This is a genomic window from Bradyrhizobium sp. UFLA05-112 (genome assembly GCF_053572325.1).
The window spans coordinates 113,909-128,316 of record NZ_JBANBK010000001.1 but is presented as its reverse complement, the minus strand read 5'-3'; the positions used below and the strand labels follow the sequence as shown (position 1 = coordinate 128,316).

At 63.1% G+C, this 14,408-nt stretch carries 17 protein-coding genes and 1 pseudogene; 13 read left to right on the top strand and 5 right to left on the bottom strand.

Going from position 1 to position 14,408, the window contains the following annotated elements; all coding sequences use genetic code 11:
- Window positions 1–40 precede the first annotated feature (40 nt).
- A complete protein-coding gene (locus SO180_RS00620) occupies window positions 41–478 on the bottom strand; it encodes a hypothetical protein (RefSeq protein ID WP_449376906.1) in 438 nt (145 codons plus the stop codon).
- Window positions 479–607: 129 nt separating this feature from the next.
- Window positions 608–1,396 carry an SDR family NAD(P)-dependent oxidoreductase gene (locus tag SO180_RS00615; RefSeq protein WP_449376905.1) on the bottom strand — a complete coding sequence of 263 codons (789 nt, stop codon included), beginning with the start codon at window positions 1,394–1,396 and terminating at the stop codon, window positions 608–610.
- A 95-nt stretch (window positions 1,397–1,491) separates the two neighbouring features.
- Here SO180_RS00615 and SO180_RS00610 point away from each other — a divergent pair, with 95 nt between their 5' ends.
- The 11 genes and pseudogenes from SO180_RS00610 (at window position 1,492) to SO180_RS00560 (ending at window position 9,883) form a co-directional block, all read left to right on the top strand.
- Window positions 1,492–1,866 (top strand): cupin domain-containing protein, encoded by a 375-nt coding sequence (locus SO180_RS00610; RefSeq protein WP_449376904.1) that lies wholly within the window; start codon window positions 1,492–1,494, stop codon window positions 1,864–1,866.
- A gap of 146 nt (window positions 1,867–2,012) precedes the next feature.
- Window positions 2,013–2,435: a YciI family protein gene (locus SO180_RS00605; RefSeq protein WP_449376903.1), complete on the top strand. Its 423-nt coding sequence runs from the start codon at window positions 2,013–2,015 to the stop codon at window positions 2,433–2,435.
- Window positions 2,436–2,487: 52 nt separating this feature from the next.
- On the top strand, window positions 2,488–2,853 hold the full coding sequence (locus tag SO180_RS00600) for a hypothetical protein (RefSeq protein WP_449376902.1): 366 nt from the start codon (window positions 2,488–2,490) through the stop codon (window positions 2,851–2,853).
- A gap of 83 nt (window positions 2,854–2,936) precedes the next feature.
- The gene (locus SO180_RS00595; protein ID WP_449376901.1) at window positions 2,937–3,680 is read left to right on the top strand and encodes a TetR/AcrR family transcriptional regulator; all 744 of its coding nucleotides are present in this window, start codon (window positions 2,937–2,939) and stop codon (window positions 3,678–3,680) included.
- A 121-nt stretch (window positions 3,681–3,801) separates the two neighbouring features.
- On the top strand, window positions 3,802–4,287 hold the full coding sequence (locus SO180_RS00590; protein ID WP_449376900.1) for a DUF2852 domain-containing protein: 486 nt from the start codon (window positions 3,802–3,804) through the stop codon (window positions 4,285–4,287).
- Window positions 4,288–4,457: 170 nt separating this feature from the next.
- Window positions 4,458–5,220: pseudogene (locus SO180_RS00585) on the top strand (serine acetyltransferase domain-containing protein).
- 371 nt (window positions 5,221–5,591) lie between these two features.
- A complete protein-coding gene (locus tag SO180_RS00580) occupies window positions 5,592–6,461 on the top strand; it encodes an ABC transporter substrate-binding protein (protein ID WP_449376899.1) in 870 nt (289 codons plus the stop codon).
- Between the two features lie 27 nt (window positions 6,462–6,488).
- On the top strand, window positions 6,489–7,304 hold the full coding sequence (locus SO180_RS00575; RefSeq protein WP_449376898.1) for an amino acid ABC transporter ATP-binding protein: 816 nt from the start codon (window positions 6,489–6,491) through the stop codon (window positions 7,302–7,304).
- A complete protein-coding gene (locus SO180_RS00570) occupies window positions 7,301–7,972 on the top strand; it encodes an amino acid ABC transporter permease (protein ID WP_449376897.1) in 672 nt (223 codons plus the stop codon). The genes SO180_RS00575 and SO180_RS00570 overlap by 4 nt, the downstream gene beginning before the upstream one ends.
- Window positions 7,969–8,658: an amino acid ABC transporter permease gene (locus SO180_RS00565; RefSeq protein ID WP_449376896.1), complete on the top strand. Its 690-nt coding sequence runs from the start codon at window positions 7,969–7,971 to the stop codon at window positions 8,656–8,658. Before SO180_RS00570 ends, SO180_RS00565 begins: the two co-directional genes overlap by 4 nt.
- Window positions 8,645–9,883 carry an NAD(P)/FAD-dependent oxidoreductase gene (locus SO180_RS00560; RefSeq protein WP_449376895.1) on the top strand — a complete coding sequence of 413 codons (1,239 nt, stop codon included), beginning with the start codon at window positions 8,645–8,647 and terminating at the stop codon, window positions 9,881–9,883. Before SO180_RS00565 ends, SO180_RS00560 begins: the two co-directional genes overlap by 14 nt.
- A gap of 100 nt (window positions 9,884–9,983) precedes the next feature.
- Here the strand turns inward: SO180_RS00560 and cnbZ are convergent, their stop codons facing one another.
- Together cnbZ and SO180_RS00550 are read right to left on the bottom strand one after the other, a co-directional pair.
- Window positions 9,984–10,748: a 2-amino-5-chloromuconate deaminase CnbZ gene (cnbZ, locus tag SO180_RS00555; RefSeq protein WP_449376894.1), complete on the bottom strand. Its 765-nt coding sequence runs from the start codon at window positions 10,746–10,748 to the stop codon at window positions 9,984–9,986.
- A 70-nt stretch (window positions 10,749–10,818) separates the two neighbouring features.
- The gene (locus SO180_RS00550; protein ID WP_449376893.1) at window positions 10,819–12,123 is read right to left on the bottom strand and encodes an amino acid deaminase; all 1,305 of its coding nucleotides are present in this window, start codon (window positions 12,121–12,123) and stop codon (window positions 10,819–10,821) included.
- Window positions 12,124–12,318: 195 nt separating this feature from the next.
- Here SO180_RS00550 and SO180_RS00545 point away from each other — a divergent pair, with 195 nt between their 5' ends.
- Complete coding sequence (locus SO180_RS00545) at window positions 12,319–12,939, top strand: TetR/AcrR family transcriptional regulator (protein ID WP_449376892.1); 621 nt, start codon at window positions 12,319–12,321, stop codon at window positions 12,937–12,939.
- Window positions 12,940–12,973: 34 nt separating this feature from the next.
- Here the strand turns inward: SO180_RS00545 and SO180_RS00540 are convergent, their stop codons facing one another.
- Complete coding sequence (locus tag SO180_RS00540; protein ID WP_449376891.1) at window positions 12,974–13,483, bottom strand: winged helix-turn-helix transcriptional regulator; 510 nt, start codon at window positions 13,481–13,483, stop codon at window positions 12,974–12,976.
- 215 nt (window positions 13,484–13,698) lie between these two features.
- Between SO180_RS00540 and SO180_RS00535 the strand changes: the two genes are divergently transcribed.
- Window positions 13,699–14,349, top strand: a complete 651-nt coding sequence (locus SO180_RS00535; protein WP_449376890.1) for a 2-hydroxychromene-2-carboxylate isomerase — start codon at window positions 13,699–13,701, stop codon at window positions 14,347–14,349.
- Window positions 14,350–14,408: the final 59 nt, after the last annotated feature.

Genomic DNA, 14,408 nt, shown 5'->3' with positions numbered 1-14,408 from the left:
TGCACCTTCTCCCATTGCGGGAGAAGGTGGACATCGATTGTTACCTGCATCGCGGATAGATTGCGGCGAGCTCGCGGCCCTTCAGCAGCAACAGCCGCGACGTCAGTCCGCCGCGGCTTCTGATCCAGTCGCGCACGGGCGCCGGATAGGCCGCCAAGACCGCTTCGGAGGCTTCCGGCTCGGCATAGAAGCGGCCCTGCCGGTCGACCGAGCGGGCGGCATGGAAGCCGAGCACCGCACGCTTGGTGACGCAGATGCGCTCGCCGGGCACCAGACTCAGCACCAGCGTGCAGGCGGACAGACATGGCCCGTCGATTACCACGCGTTGGCCGGAGTCGCGCACCCGCTCGAACAGTTCGAGAAATGGTCCGACCCGTCCGCCTGGAGATTGGACGATGCGGATCTCGGCGGACGCGGGCAAGGCTGCGAACAATGCGGCGGCGACCGTCACGGCCTTGACCAATGCAACGCGTCGCATAGCACTCTCCACACATCCAATCTCGCAGGGTGGGCAAAAGGCGCGCAAGCGCCGTGCCCACCAATGCAGCCGCAACCCGGACAGATGGTGGGCACGCTTCGCTTTGCCCACCCTACGAACTACAAATGTCTACGCATTCCTCCGCTGTCCGCGCAGCGTCGGCAGGCCGATGCCTGCTGCATCGAAGCCGCCATCGACGGCCAAAATTTGGCCGGTGATGTAGCTCGATCGATCCGAGCACAGGAAAAAGATCGCCTCCGCGAGTTCCTCTTCGAGGCCATAGCGGTTGAGCGGGATGGCATCGTGATAGTCGGCGCGGATCTCCGGCGTGTGCACCTCCTTGGCCATCGCGGTGTCGACCGGTCCGGGCGCGACGGCGTTGACGCGGATGTTGAGTACCGCCAGCTCGACAGCGAGCTGCTTCGTCAGATGCGCCAGTCCCGCCTTGCTCGTGCCGTAGGCCGAGCGCAGCGTCGAGGCGCGCACCGCCGAGATCGAGGTGATGTTGACGATGGCGCCGCCGGCGGACTCGCGCATCAGGGGCACCGCGGCCTTGGTGCTGACGAAGGGCCCGGTGAGGTTGACCTCGAGTATGCGGCTCCAGTCCTTATCCGACGTCTCCATCAGCGGTGCAAACACTGCAATGCCGGCATTGTTGACCAGTGCGTCGAGCCGGCCGAACCGCTGCGCGATCCCTTTCATTGCGGCGCCGACCGCTGCGGCGTCGGAGACGTCGCAGCTCAAGGCCAACGTCTCATCGGGCCGGTCGATTGCGGCGACGGCGCGCGCGAGCAAATCGTCCTCGATGTCGAGCAGCGCCACGCGCCAGCCCTCTGCGAGGAACTTCCTGGCTGTCGCAAGTCCGATGCCGCGCGCAGCGCCGGTAATGAGGGCAACCTTTGGCTGGCCTGAAGTCATCTGCTAATCTGTCCCGTGCCCGAAACGCCGGCCACCAAGGCGGACGGCCTTCGCATCTTTTACCGTGCTTTCTTCCCCGCAAGAAAGGCCTCCGCATGCAGCCCTCCGATCCATCCGCGCTGGAAGAGTGGCGGCCGGGCGTCAAGACCCGCATGTTGGCCTCGGCCCGCACCGGCGCCACCGCGCTTTGCATCTTCGAGCAGTGGGTCGCCCCCGGCGCCGGCGCGCCGACGCACAGCCATCCCGTCGAGGAGGTGTTGACGGTGCGCGAAGGCGAGGCGGAGATCTGGCTCGAGGAGACGCAGGCAAGGGTCGCCGCCGGACAGTCGGTGCTGGTGCCGGCCGGGCGCAAGCACGGCTTCCGCAACGCGGGAACCGTCACGCTGCACGTCCACGCCGTGCTGGCGTCAGCGATCTTCGAAATGCTGCCGGAAGGCGCGAGCGAGATGACGCGGCGCTGGGATCGTTGAGCCAGCGAGCGATTCACCGGACCTTACCTCCGAAATAATTTTCACCGGCATGTCGGGACTGCAGGATGCGGTTCGTCTTATCCGTGAGAGCCGGTGATCTCGGCCCCAAAGCGAAAGCGGACTGACATGACCCAGAGGATGCCACCATGCGATTCATGATGCTGATGATCCCGCTCGGCTACGAGACCGCGCCCAAGGACGTTCAACTCGATCCCGAGCGTGTCGCCGCGATGATGCGCTACAACGAGGCGCTCCAGAATGCCGGCATTCTGATCACGCTCGAAGGTTTGCATCCGCCCTCGACGGGCGCGCGGGTCTCGTTTGCGACCGGCAAGCCCATCGTGACTGACGGACCCTTTGCCGAGTCCAAGGAAGTTTTGGGCGGCTACTGGATGATCGAGGTCGCTTCGCGCGATGAGGCGATCGCCTGGGCCAAGAAGTGCCCGGCCTCGCCGAACGAGATCATCGAGATCCGCCAGGTGCAGGAGATGGCCGACTTTTCGCCTGATGTGCGGGAAGCGGCCGCCGGCTTCACCGAGCTGCGGAAAGGCGGCCAGTCCGGCCGCTAGCCTGCACGATTGCCTTTCGTCAAAGCGTCAACGCAACAGAGGAGTGAAGCCCATGAACACCAACGACACCTATCTCGCCGTCTTCCTCGGTAGCAAGGAGAGCGCGAAGATGGCCGCCTGGACTGCGCTGCCGGAAGCCGAACGCAAGGCAAAGGAGAAGGAAGGCATGGCGGCGTGGCACGCCTGGGTCCAGCAGCACCAGGACGCGATCCAGGCCATGGGCGGCCCGCTAGGCAAGACCAAGAAGGTCGATACCAAAGGCGTCGCCGACATCGCCAACGAGATGGGCGCCTTCACCGTGGTCAAGGCTGCCTCGCACGAGGCCGCGGCAAAAATGTTCGAGAACCATCCGCATTTCGCGATCTTCCCGGGCGAGCGGGTCGAGATCATGCCGGTGCTGCCGATTCCCGGCGGCTAGCTCCCATTCCGGGGAAGTACGGGTTAATCAATCCCCGCCCGCGCTAGTGACCTTCGCGCACGGCTCATGTAAAAGTCATTCACATGAGCTGGCGCAAGGACGAGCAGCGCCGCGCCGAGCGCGGCTATCATCACGGCAATCTGAAGGAGGCGTTGCTCCAGGCAGCGCTGGGGCTGATCGCCGAGAAAGGCGCGGCCGGCTTCACCTTTGCGGATGCCGCGAGGATGGCAGGCGTCAGCCCGGCCGCTCCATACCGCCACTTTCGCGACCGCGACGAACTGCTCTCCTCGATCGCCCAGCGCGGCTTCGAACAGTTCGAGGCGCGTCTGACCGCGGCCTGGGATGATGGCCGCCCGGACACCCTCACGGCGTTCGAGCGCGTCGGCAGAGCATATCTCGCCTTCGCGCGCGAAGAGCCCGCTTTCTATTCCGCGATGTTCGAATCCGGCCTGCCGGCCGACGCCAATCCGGCGCTGATGGCTGCCGGCGAACGCGCCTTCGGCGTCATCCGTGCGGCCGCCGAGCGCCTCGCGGCCTTGACGCCGCCAGGCACGCCGCGGCCGCCGGCGATGATGATGGCGCTGCACATCTGGTCGATGTCGCACGGCGTGGCCTCGCTGTTCTCCCGCGGCGATGGTGCGCGCCGCAAGCTGCCGATGTCGCCGGATGAGCTGCTCGAAGCCGAAGTGCTGATCTATCTGCGCGGCCTCGGCTTCCCGATCGACCGTCGTCCCACGGCGAAAAGCGCCGAGCCGCCGCCGGTGCCACCGGAGGCATCCTCCGGTTCGACCGGCTCTCCCAACAGCCCCTGGGGCAAGCTGAAATAAAGTTGCGCAAATAAATCGGCGGGCCTGTCTGGTGGCCAGCTTGACAAAACCGAGGGATCGGCTACCTATGTAAATGTTATTTACATTCACAACGGCGTGACAGCCGTGATGGAGATGGGAAATGGCCTACACCGCTGATGTCAATCGATGGCGCGGCCCCTCGGAAGACCCCTACTACCGCCCCCACATGCTCGATACGCCCTGGCACCCCGGCTGGATTGCCGTGACCGTCCTGGGCTTCATCATCTGGTGGCCGATCGGGCTTGCCCTTCTCTTTTTCACACTCGGGAGCAGAAGAATGTCGTGCTGGAGCGGCCACGATCGCTGGCAGAACAAGATGGAGAAGATGCAGTACAAGATGGACCGCATGCGCGACCGCATGGAGCGCCGCGGCTTCGGCTTTGGCTTCGGGCCGCCGTCCTCCGGCAACCGCGCGTTCGACGAGTACCGCACCGAGACCCTTCAGCGGCTCGAGGAAGAGCAGCGCGAGTTCAAGGATTTCCTGACGCGGCTTCGTCACGCCAAGGACAAGGAAGAGTTCGACCAGTTCATGGCGCAGCACAAGACCCGTCCGACGCCGCCGAACGAGCCGCCGCCGCAGGGTTGATCCGATCCGCAAAGCCTTCAGGCGCACGCCCCCAAAAGTCCTGATGGCCCCGAGCCGCCCGCCTGCGAGCCCCGCAGGCGGGCGGTTTGGTTTTGCTAGCCTGGTGCCACACCGCCGCGGACATCCTATATTCAGTGGCGAAACCAGGCGGCGAAGGACCGGGGTCGGCGATGGCGGAGGCTGCAAGCATATCGAGCGCCAGTCTCTGGCAGGCGATCCGCGGCGAGGCAGAACACGCGGCCGCAGCCGATCCCGTCTTCGGCACGGTCTCGGCGGCAACTGTTCTCGCACATGACGATCTCGCCGCCGCTCTGTCAGATCTGATCGGCCGCCGTCTTGGCGGCAGCAATACCACTGTGGGTGCGCGCTTCACCGCGTTCGCCAACGACGCTTTCCGTCAGCAGCCCGACCTGATTGAGACGGCAAGCCTCGACTTGCGCGCCATCGCGATCCGGGACCCTGCCATCGCGGGCCTGCTGTCGCCACTGCTGCATTTCAAGGGCTATGTCGCGCTCGAGGCATGGCGCGTCTCGAACTGGCTCTGGAGCCGCGGCCATATCGATGCCGCGCTGCTCTTTCAGAACGAAGCATCCAACGCCTTGCAGGTCAGCATCCATCCCGCGGCGCACATTGGCTCGTCGGTGTATCTCGACCACGCCAGCGGCATCGTGATCGGTGCTAACGCCGTGATCGGCGACGCCGTGACGATTCTCCAGAATGTCAGCATTGGCCGGAATGGCGAACTGCCGACCCGCTCGCCTCGGATCGGAAACCGTGTCTTCATCGGCCAGCGCGACCATTCTTGGTGACATTCGCATCGGCGACTTCGCCAAGATCGGCGCCGCGTCGGTTGTGATCTCCGACGTGCCGGACGGCTGCACCGCTGTCGGCAATCCCGCGCGGTTGACCAACTGTCCGGAAGAAGTCGCCTGATCGTCGCCGCGATCGGCCCTATTGCGCGAGGCAACTCCGTGACGCGCCCCCGCGGGCCGTGAGCCCGAGACGTGCAGTGTCCTTCAAGCGAGCACGATGAAATCCGCACAGCCTGAGGGCGAGGTCGCGTGAAACGCGCTTATGCGATCGCCTTGCAACACGCCTCGAAAGCAGTTACTGTACCAGACGTACGGTATAAAAATGTCGGGGTGCCCGGCACGCGACCGCTTCGAGCGATGCGATTGCTTGCCATGTGGAACAATCAGGAGGAGCTCATGTCTTTCGACCACTCTTCTTCGCGCCAGAGAATGGCCTTTCATTCCCGTCGAGACGTCTTGTCGGGAGCGATTGGGGGGGTCGCTGCCCTGGTCATGGCAAGCAGCGCCAGGGCAGTTCCGCAGGGATTCAAGACGGTGGTGCCGGGGGCGCTGACGGTCGCGATGAACGGGGACATGCCGATGACCAGCATCAAGGACGGTCAGATCCTTGGCGCCGATGGCGAGATGATCACGGCAATCGCGACGAGGATGGGTCTCAAGACGGTGCCAGCCTTGATGGACTGGTCAGCGACGATCGAGTCGATCCGGGGAGGCCGCGCCGACGTCATGCTTGGCAATATGGGGTGGACGAAAGCGCGCTCGCAGGTGCTGCTTCTGACCGACGCGATCTACTACACCGGCAAGTACACCTTGACGCGAAAGGACATGAAGGTCGGCCCGCGCCTGGTCGTCGACGACATGAAGGGCCGCAGCATCGGCACGGTCAGCGGATTCACGATCGTCCCCGAACTGAAGAGAATTCCCGGAACGAGCGAGCTCAAGCTCTACGATACGACCGATGCGTGCGTGCGTGACGTGCAGGCCGGGCGTCTCGATTTCGCGTTCCTGGACGCGCCGACGGTCGCCTACATGATCCAGCAGAATCCCAACTGGAGCCTCAAGCTGGTGCCGACCGATTCGTTGCCGGACTTCGACATGCTGGGCCAGAAGCAGACCACCGTCATCGGCATGAACGTCGAAAACTTCGATCTTTTCGACGCCGTGAACGCCGGTGTCCGCTGGCTCTGGCGATCCGGCACCAACGGCAAGCTGCTGAAGAAATACGGCATGGAGGCCGACGACTACCTCGCAGCTCTTTCCAACGAAAGCAATCCGCGTCTCGGCGTCGACCGCGACGAGAACGGCAACGTCATTGGAAAATGGGCGCACCAGCCAAAGGACTACTCGGCCTTGTTCGGCTGAACGATCCCAGGCGAGCAGGCAGGCGGCATGAATCACGTTGCAGCGAACTCATCCCTTGTGAAGGTGTCGGGCCTTTGCAAGACCTTCGGAAATTACAGGGCGCTCGACCATGTCAGCCTGAACGTCGCAGGCGGCGAACGGGTGGCAATCATCGGCTCGAGCGGCTCCGGCAAGACGACGCTTCTCCGATGCATTGCGCATCTGGAGAAGCCGAATTCCGGTGAAGTCATCGTCGCCGGCAGATACATCGGTGACAGGTTCGTCGATGGCCAGCGGACTTCGATGTCCGACCGCGAGATCGCCGACATTCGAACCGGCATCGGCATGGTCTTCCAGCGGTTCAATCTCTTCCCGCATCTGACGGCGCTCGAAAATATCATGCTCGGGCCGCTCAAGGTCCTGAGGCGCCCGCGCGACGAGGTCGAACCCGAAGCGCGCGGCCTTCTCGAAAAGGTGGGCCTCCCGCAAAAGGCGAACGCCTATCCCGACCACTTGTCGGGCGGACAACAGCAGAGAATAGCGATCGCGCGTTCGCTGGCGATGAAGCCGAAATTGATGCTGTTCGACGAGGCGACGTCTGCGCTGGATCCAGAGCTCGTCGGTGAGGTGCTGGATGTCATGCAGCAGCTTGCCAATGAGGGCATGACGATGCTGATCGTCACTCACGAAATGTCGTTCGCCGAGGAGGTTGCCGACCGCATCATCGTGATGGATCACGGAGCCGTCGTCGACGAAGGAGCGCCGCGGGATCTTCTGAGCAAGCCGGCTCATCCGCGGACGATGGCACTGCTGCGCCCACAACGTGACCGACGTAGCGCTTCCCCAACGGGGCTCGCGTCGTGAACGAGTGGTCGCGTGCACTGCCGTTGCTGCCTGAATTCACGGCGGTCTTGCTTTCGGGGGCGGTAACAACCGTCAAGATCACGGTCGGCGCCTTCATCGTTGCGGTTCTGATTGGACTCGTTTTGGGGTTGCTCCAGACGTTTCCGTCACGCCTCGCCAAACTGGGCATCAGGACCTACGTCGAGATATTCCGCGGCGTCCCGATCCTCACCCAGCTGTTCGTGTTGTATTTCGGCCTGGCGCAGGTCGGTGTGAAACTGGATCCGATTCCCGTGGCGGTACTCGGCTTCGGCTTGAACGGCGGCGCTTATCTGACGGAAGTTTTCCGTGCGGGCCTGCAGTCGGTCCATGCAGGTCAGCTCGAGGCGGCTTTCATGATCGGCATGACGCGCCCAAAGGCGCTTCGTTACGTGATCTTGCCGCAGGCGATGCGGGTGGTCCTGCCGCCGCTGGCGAATTTTGCCGTGGGTCTACTCAAGGAGACTTCGCTCGCATCGGCCGTTGCCGCGCCCGAACTCAGTTTCTACGCCCGCAACCTCGTTACGAAGAGCTATCTCAGCGGACCGATCTACATCCTGGTCGCGGTCATCTACATCGCGATGAGCTTTCCGCTGTCGCGGCTCGCCCAGTGGCTCGAAAACCGGCTCCGCCGCGGGAGGCTGACATGATCGGCTTCTTTTCGCTGTTTCTGGAATGGCTGCCCCAGCTCCTGCGCGGCGCCGTCTGGACGCTGCGACTCATGTCGCTGGCCTTCATCCTCGCCGCTGTGCTCGCGTTGCCGCTGGCGCTGGCCCGGTTGTCCTCGCGGGCCTGGCTGCGGGCGATTGCATATGGCTACGTAGAGATCGTCCGCGGCATGCCGTCGTTGACGCTGCTGTTTGTCATCTATTTCGGACTGCCCTCGATCGGAATCACGCTCAATTCGTTCAATGCGGCCGTGCTCGGCCTTGGCTTGAACGGTGCTGCCTACGTTGCCGAAGTCTATCGGTCCGGCATCCAGGCGATCGACAAGGGGCAGCGCGAGGCCGCGCAGATGCTGGGCATGCGCAACATTCAGGTCCTTCGCTACGTCGTGTTGCCGCAGGCTCTTCGCATCGTCCTGCCGCCGATGGGCAACTACGGTATCGCGCTGCTCAAGGATACGTCGGTTGCGTCACTTATTGCGGCACCGGAGATGATGCTGCAGGCACGGGATCTCACCAGCGAATACTTCATGCCGCTGCAGATCTATATCGCGGTCGGTCTCATGTACCTGATCATGGCGTTGCCGCTGTCCTATCTCGCCAAGTTGATGGAAGCACGCCTGAGCCCGCAATCATCGGAAGAAAGGAAAGCCGGTTATGGACAAGTTTGATGCAATCGTCATTGGTTCGGGCGCGCTGGGCTCGAGCACAGCTTTCCATCTCGCCAAGGCAGGACGCGATGTTGCGGTGCTGGATCAGGCCGAGATCGCCTCGCAGACCTCGGCGCGCGCCGCCGGGCTGAGCGGTCAGGTCCGCTCGACCGAGGTCATGACCAGGCTTGCGGTTCGTGCGGTCGAGAAGATCGAGCGCCTGGCCGAGGATACGGGCGAGCCGATCGAATTCTTCCAGCCCGGCAGCATGTCGGTTGCACGTCGACCGGAACATCTCAAGCTGTTGGCGGAGCGGGTCGCCGCTGCGAAGAAGCTCGGGCTCGAAGTCGACATGATTACGGCCGAGGAGGCGTGCGAACGCAACCCCTTTCTGCAGAACAAGGGAATCGTCGGTTCGACGCTGATGCGGCGGGACGTCTTCCTGGAGCCGGTGCAGGTCCCGCGCGCCTACGCGAAGGGCGCGGTGCGGCTGGGGGCTACGATGGTGCCTCATACGAAGGTCTCCGAGCTGGTTGTCGAACACGGCGCTGTCACGCGGGTCGTCACCGATCGCGGTGAATTCTCTGCGCCCGTCATTGTGGATGCCGCCGGCGGATGGCTTCGTTTCGTCGCCTCCCTGGCTGGCACCAAGGTCCCAGCCGTTGCCATGCGCCACCAGTTGATGATCACCAATCCGCTGCCGGGGGTGAGCAATCAGCAGCCGATTACGCGCATCATCGATGCCAATGTGTATGTGCGGCCGGATCGCGGCGGGCTGATGTTCGGAGGATACGAGAGCGATCCCATGCCGGTCGATCTCTCCAAACTGCCGGGCTCGTTCCGGATCGAAAATCTCGAGCTCGATCTGGCCGTGCTGAAGCGACTTGCGGGTCTCGTCAAGGATCAGTTTCCCATCTTCCAGACGGAGCTTTCGCTGCGTGAGCACCGTGGGGGATTGCCGACGATGACCATGGACGGCCACCACATCATCGGACAGGCGCCCGGTGTCAGAAATCTTTATGTAATTGGCGGCTGCAACGTCGGGGGGTTGTCAACCGCGCCGGCTTTGAGTGAGCAACTGGTGGAGCTCATCGTCAACGGTCGTACGACCTACGATCTGTCCCTCATGAGTCCGGCGCGGTTCGCGGAGGACCTGTCCGAGGCGGAGCTACAGGAGAAGTGCCGGGATCGCTACGTGCACTACTATATTTATGCGTCGCCGACGAGTGCGCGGCCGGCCGCCTGATCGTCAACTTCAATCGCGACGCGCGGCGGTGGTCCGCCGCGCTTCTGTGGATGTTTTGAGATGTCGCGGAGCGGCGGGCAGTCTCGGCTCCGGCTGAATCTTATGCCGACAGAACGATCTCGCGCGTGAGACCGCGGCAGTCCATTTCAAAGTCGATCTTCTGAACGGGCGGCCGGCAGGGATACCAGGTCAAGCCGCTGCAAGCGGCGCCGCGCGCTGTGATCTCATCCAGAAAGAAGGGGTGCAGATCGAAAACGGTATAGACCTGGACGGCAGTGGTATCGGCCCAGCCAAACCCGAAGGCCGCCAGTCGCTTCTCCATCTCGCCGAGGGTCTGCTGGGCCTTTGCGCGCAATCCGGCGGGCGAGGTGTCTCCAAAAGCGACGATCCGATCCTGTGGCACCGTGGCGCTGCGTGTCTCGGCGCCGCCCGAGATCAGGAATGTTGGAGCCGCGGACGTGTCCGGAACGGTGTAGGTGAAGGCGTAGAATCCGGACTCCGTCGGCGGATCGAGTTCGGGACATACATTGCTTCGTGCAACCGGATTATCCTCGCCCTTCATGATGCCCCACTCTCGCAACACCTGGGCATAGCCCAGATTGAACTCGCGAAAGCCGTCCGCGGTGAAAGGCAGCGTCGAGCGCAATTCACATGCGGCAAATGCGGTGAGCGGCCGTCCAAGCGAGCCGAGATGCGCCTTGATCCGCGCGAAGCCTTCGGCCATTGGCACCAGCCGGTTGAAGCGTGCCCGCTCCAGCCGGAAGCCGGGAAGCGCCGCGACGCCGGACGAGTATTGAAACTCGAAGGGAATGTAGGAGTAGCCGCCGGAGGCAGTGGGTTTGGTTGCGGGGTGAGAGGCCGACATGGTCGCGTGTCCTTTCGAACGTGGGAGGAGAAGAAGCATAGTCTCAGCGCCGGCGCCGCCGGGTCGGCGACTAGAAATAGGTCCTGATGGCCGAGATGCAGTTGTACGCGTCGTCGACCATCTGCATGACGCGCCACTTGTCGAAGGTCAGGCAGGGATGAGAAATGCCGAACGCAACCATGTCGCCGACGGCCAGAGGAGAGTCAGGCGGAATGGCGAAATGGCAGTGCTGGTCATTCAGATGGGTCACGCGGTGGCCGGGCGGGATCGTTGCCGGAGCCGTCATCGTGTTGCCCGGACGGAACCATTTCAGCGCCAGCGGCGGATCGTCATAGGACGCGTCGCGCTTGCCGAAGCCGAGAATCGCCTTTTCGGGCTCGGGCCGCGACTGGACATAGGCCCAGATCTCCAGCGCCGGTCGCAGTCCGCCGCCCATGGCTGCCAGTTCGGGGTCCCGGAGACGCAGGGCTTCGAACGCGCGCCTGTACAGGATGTCGTCATGCGTGATGTAGCAGCCGCTCCGCAGCACCACCTTGGTTGGCTGGCCGATCTCGATGGATCGCAGCTTTGCCGCGACGAGATCATAGTAGATCGAACCGCCCGCGCTCAGCAGCACCTCGCCTGGCGCAAACAGTCTCTCCTTTGCGCAAGCCCTGGCGAGGGACGCCATCCGCTCGAGGAAACCGTCAACCAGGACAGTGCTCTCTGCCGGAGTGCCGCCGTGCATAAGACCCTCGAAACCTTCAATCCCCGCCAAGGCAAGAACGGGTGAGCCTGCCGCGATCGCGCGCGCAACTGCGAGTGCGGACTCGAGATCGCGGCAGCCGGTGCGGCCGCCGCGATAGCCGATCTCGACCAGGAGACGCAGCGGCCGGTCTGCGTTGATGCGGCGCGCCGCATCTGCGAGGCGCTCAACATTGGCGATCGAATCGGCGAGGCAGCAGAATTCGAAACCGGGGGAGCGCTTCAGTTCTTCCAATACGTAGTCGATATTGCGACGACCGACGAGCTGGTTCGCCATCACGATACGGGAATAGCCGAACCGGCGCGCCACCTGAAGCTGATGCACGGTGGCAACCGTGATGCCCCAGGCGCCCGCCGCGAGTTGCAGATCGAAGAGTGCTGGGCTCATCGTCGTCTTGCCATGCGGCGCGATCGCCACGCCGCTCTGCGCAATGAAGCGCTGCATCCAGCGGACGTTGTGCCACACGGCGTCCTCCTTCAGCACGGCGACCGGCAGCGGCAAGTCTTCCTTCAGCAGGTTCCACCCCTGCATACGCAAAGCATCGATGGGGATGACGCCAACGTGGCCGGGGATTCCCTTTTCGGTATCGTCGAGCGGACGTTCGTCGTTGCGAGGAATGTGTCTGGTCATTCTTTTGCGTCTCGTCCTGCGCACAATGCGCCAAATACTATACCGTCTGTACTGTAAATAAATATTCCAGTGAACGACCCTGTCAAATGGTAAATCCAAGCAGAATCGGGATTCCTCTTATTCGCTATAGAAACCGTCCATACGGTGCAGTAATTAAGCTTGACAGCCAGAGATGCTTCTGAAAATAGTCGCCGTATGAGCAAGAAGGCAGCCAAGTCGAAGTCGGCCACCGAGCGCAGTGTTGGCCGTCCAAGCGCGCGGCCGATGCTGCTCGATGCTGCCCTCGATCTGATTGCCGAGGAGGGCGTGGCGGCGTTGACCTACGAAGCGCTCGCGGCGCGCACCGGCGTCAGCAAAGGCGGTCTGCTCTACCACTTCCTCAGCAAGGAAGCCCTGATCGATGCGCTCGCCGAGCGGCTCGTCGAGCGCTATGCCGAAGCTCGCCAGAGGACGACCGAGAGCTTGCCGGACACGCCATCGCGCGAGCTCAAGGGCTATGCGATCGCCTCGATGCACAACCGCTCAAAGGCGGACAAGGCCAGTGCGCGGCTGCGCATGTCCGGGCTATGGAATAACCGAGCCGGTAAAGCCTACTACGCGGAGCGTTTCCGCGAGATCAGCGCGGGCATCGACTTCGACCGCGCGGCGATCGTGCACCTCGCGGTGGAAGGGCTTTGGTACATGGAGCTGGCCGGCGTCTCGCCCTTCACGGATATGGAGCGCCGAAAGATCGTCATGAAGCTGCTGGGCTTGGCTGACGGTGGCGAACTGGGCAGCGGTGACGCTACCGTGCCCTCCCGGGCGCGTAAATCCTGACTCAAGCGGTGCGTCGCGCGGTTTGGGCGTGCCGCTATTTCGCGCGGGCAGTCAATGCAGCCTCGCGCGTTGCGATCTCCTCGGCCGCGCCTTCGGCTGCGCCGGGGCCTGCGTGCACGTGGACCTCTTTTGCGATGATCGGCTCGCCGCATTCGGAGCAGACCAGCACCGGATCGAACATCTTGCCACAACGCTTGTGTTCGTGAAGCAGGGGGCGGCCGCGCTCATCCACCATGTGAGTGTCGCCCCAATGCACGATCGCCATCACCACGGGATAGAGATCCAGCCCTTTCTGGGTGAGGATGTATTCATAACGTGTCGGATTCTCCTGATAGGGCGAGCGCCTGAGCACGCCGAACCGGACGAGCTTCTTCAGGCGATCGGCGAGGACGTGCCGGGTCACCCCGAGCCGCGACTGAAACTCCTCGAACCGGCGCACGCGCAGAAAGCAGTCGCGCAGGATCAGCAGGCTCCAACGATCGCCGATCACGGCCACCGTCCTGGCGACCGAGCACTGCTCCTGCTCAAGCAAATCCCATCGCATTCGTCTAACTCCGAAAAGGCCGCATTTTCCAACGCGTTCGTACTGCAACAATACAAAATTCCAAAATGGAATGAAATAACCCGAAGGACAATGCTTACCCTTCCGCCAGCCTGGATGGCGCGAGATGTTTGACAGTTCTGTTTTAGAACTATATGGTGCCGCCGAAGATGGGCCCTTTGCGGCCCTGCGAGTCAATCGGCGGGAGGATGCAAAACATGTCGAGCGCGCCAGCGGTGCGGGTGCAGTTCCTGTTCGATTTCGGCAGCCCGAACGCCTATCTCGCCGACCGCGTTATTCCTGAGATCGAGGCCCGCACCGGCGTGACGTTCGACTACGTACCGGTGCTGCTCGGCGGCATCTTCAAGCTCACCGGCAATTCCTCGCCGGCCGATTCCCTGAAGGGCATCAGAAACAAGCGTGAATACATGGAGGTCGAGACGGCGCGTTTCCTGCGCCGGCACGGCATCACGACCTTCCGCCCCAATCCGTTCTTCCCTGTCAATACGCTGCAACTGATGCGCGGTGCCGTCGCGGCACAGGAGCTGGGGCTGTTCGCGGCGTATTTCCGCGCGGTCAATCACCATATGTGGGAGGAGCCCAAGAAGATGGACGACCCCGAGGTGATGCGTCAGGCGCTGACCGCCTCCGGGATCGATGTTGCCCTCATCGCAGCGAAATCGCAGGACCAGACGGTCAAGAACCGCCTGATGGAGCTGACGCAGAACGCGGTTACCCGCGGCGCGTTCGGCTCGCCGACCTTTTTCGTCAATGACGAGATGTTCTTCGGCAAGGACCAGCTCCGCGACGTCGAAGAGGAAATCCTGACACAACTCTCCGACACGAGGCGGCTCGTCGCCTCGTCCTGATTCGCTTCGTTCGACTGCACGCGCATAGAGCCCGGCAAGGGCCGGCGCCTGTCCACCAG

Coding starts and splice junctions, on each gene's coding strand:
- SO180_RS00550 (WP_449376893.1), bottom strand. CDS start 12,123: ATGACCAGACACATTCCTCGCAACGACGAACGTCCGCTCGACGATACC.
- SO180_RS00620 (WP_449376906.1), bottom strand. CDS start 478: ATGCGACGCGTTGCATTGGTCAAGGCCGTGACGGTCGCCGCCGCATTG.
- SO180_RS00615 (WP_449376905.1), bottom strand. CDS start 1,396: ATGACTTCAGGCCAGCCAAAGGTTGCCCTCATTACCGGCGCTGCGCGC.
- SO180_RS00575 (WP_449376898.1), top strand. CDS start 6,489: ATGAATCACGTTGCAGCGAACTCATCCCTTGTGAAGGTGTCGGGCCTT.
- SO180_RS00535 (WP_449376890.1), top strand. CDS start 13,699: ATGTCGAGCGCGCCAGCGGTGCGGGTGCAGTTCCTGTTCGATTTCGGC.
- SO180_RS00580 (WP_449376899.1), top strand. CDS start 5,592: ATGGCAAGCAGCGCCAGGGCAGTTCCGCAGGGATTCAAGACGGTGGTG.
- SO180_RS00540 (WP_449376891.1), bottom strand. CDS start 13,483: ATGCGATGGGATTTGCTTGAGCAGGAGCAGTGCTCGGTCGCCAGGACG.
- SO180_RS00605 (WP_449376903.1), top strand. CDS start 2,013: ATGCGATTCATGATGCTGATGATCCCGCTCGGCTACGAGACCGCGCCC.
- cnbZ (WP_449376894.1), bottom strand. CDS start 10,748: ATGTCGGCCTCTCACCCCGCAACCAAACCCACTGCCTCCGGCGGCTAC.
- SO180_RS00590 (WP_449376900.1), top strand. CDS start 3,802: ATGGCCTACACCGCTGATGTCAATCGATGGCGCGGCCCCTCGGAAGAC.
- SO180_RS00565 (WP_449376896.1), top strand. CDS start 7,969: ATGATCGGCTTCTTTTCGCTGTTTCTGGAATGGCTGCCCCAGCTCCTG.
- SO180_RS00600 (WP_449376902.1), top strand. CDS start 2,488: ATGAACACCAACGACACCTATCTCGCCGTCTTCCTCGGTAGCAAGGAG.
- SO180_RS00560 (WP_449376895.1), top strand. CDS start 8,645: ATGGACAAGTTTGATGCAATCGTCATTGGTTCGGGCGCGCTGGGCTCG.
- SO180_RS00610 (WP_449376904.1), top strand. CDS start 1,492: ATGCAGCCCTCCGATCCATCCGCGCTGGAAGAGTGGCGGCCGGGCGTC.
- SO180_RS00545 (WP_449376892.1), top strand. CDS start 12,319: ATGAGCAAGAAGGCAGCCAAGTCGAAGTCGGCCACCGAGCGCAGTGTT.
- SO180_RS00595 (WP_449376901.1), top strand. CDS start 2,937: ATGAGCTGGCGCAAGGACGAGCAGCGCCGCGCCGAGCGCGGCTATCAT.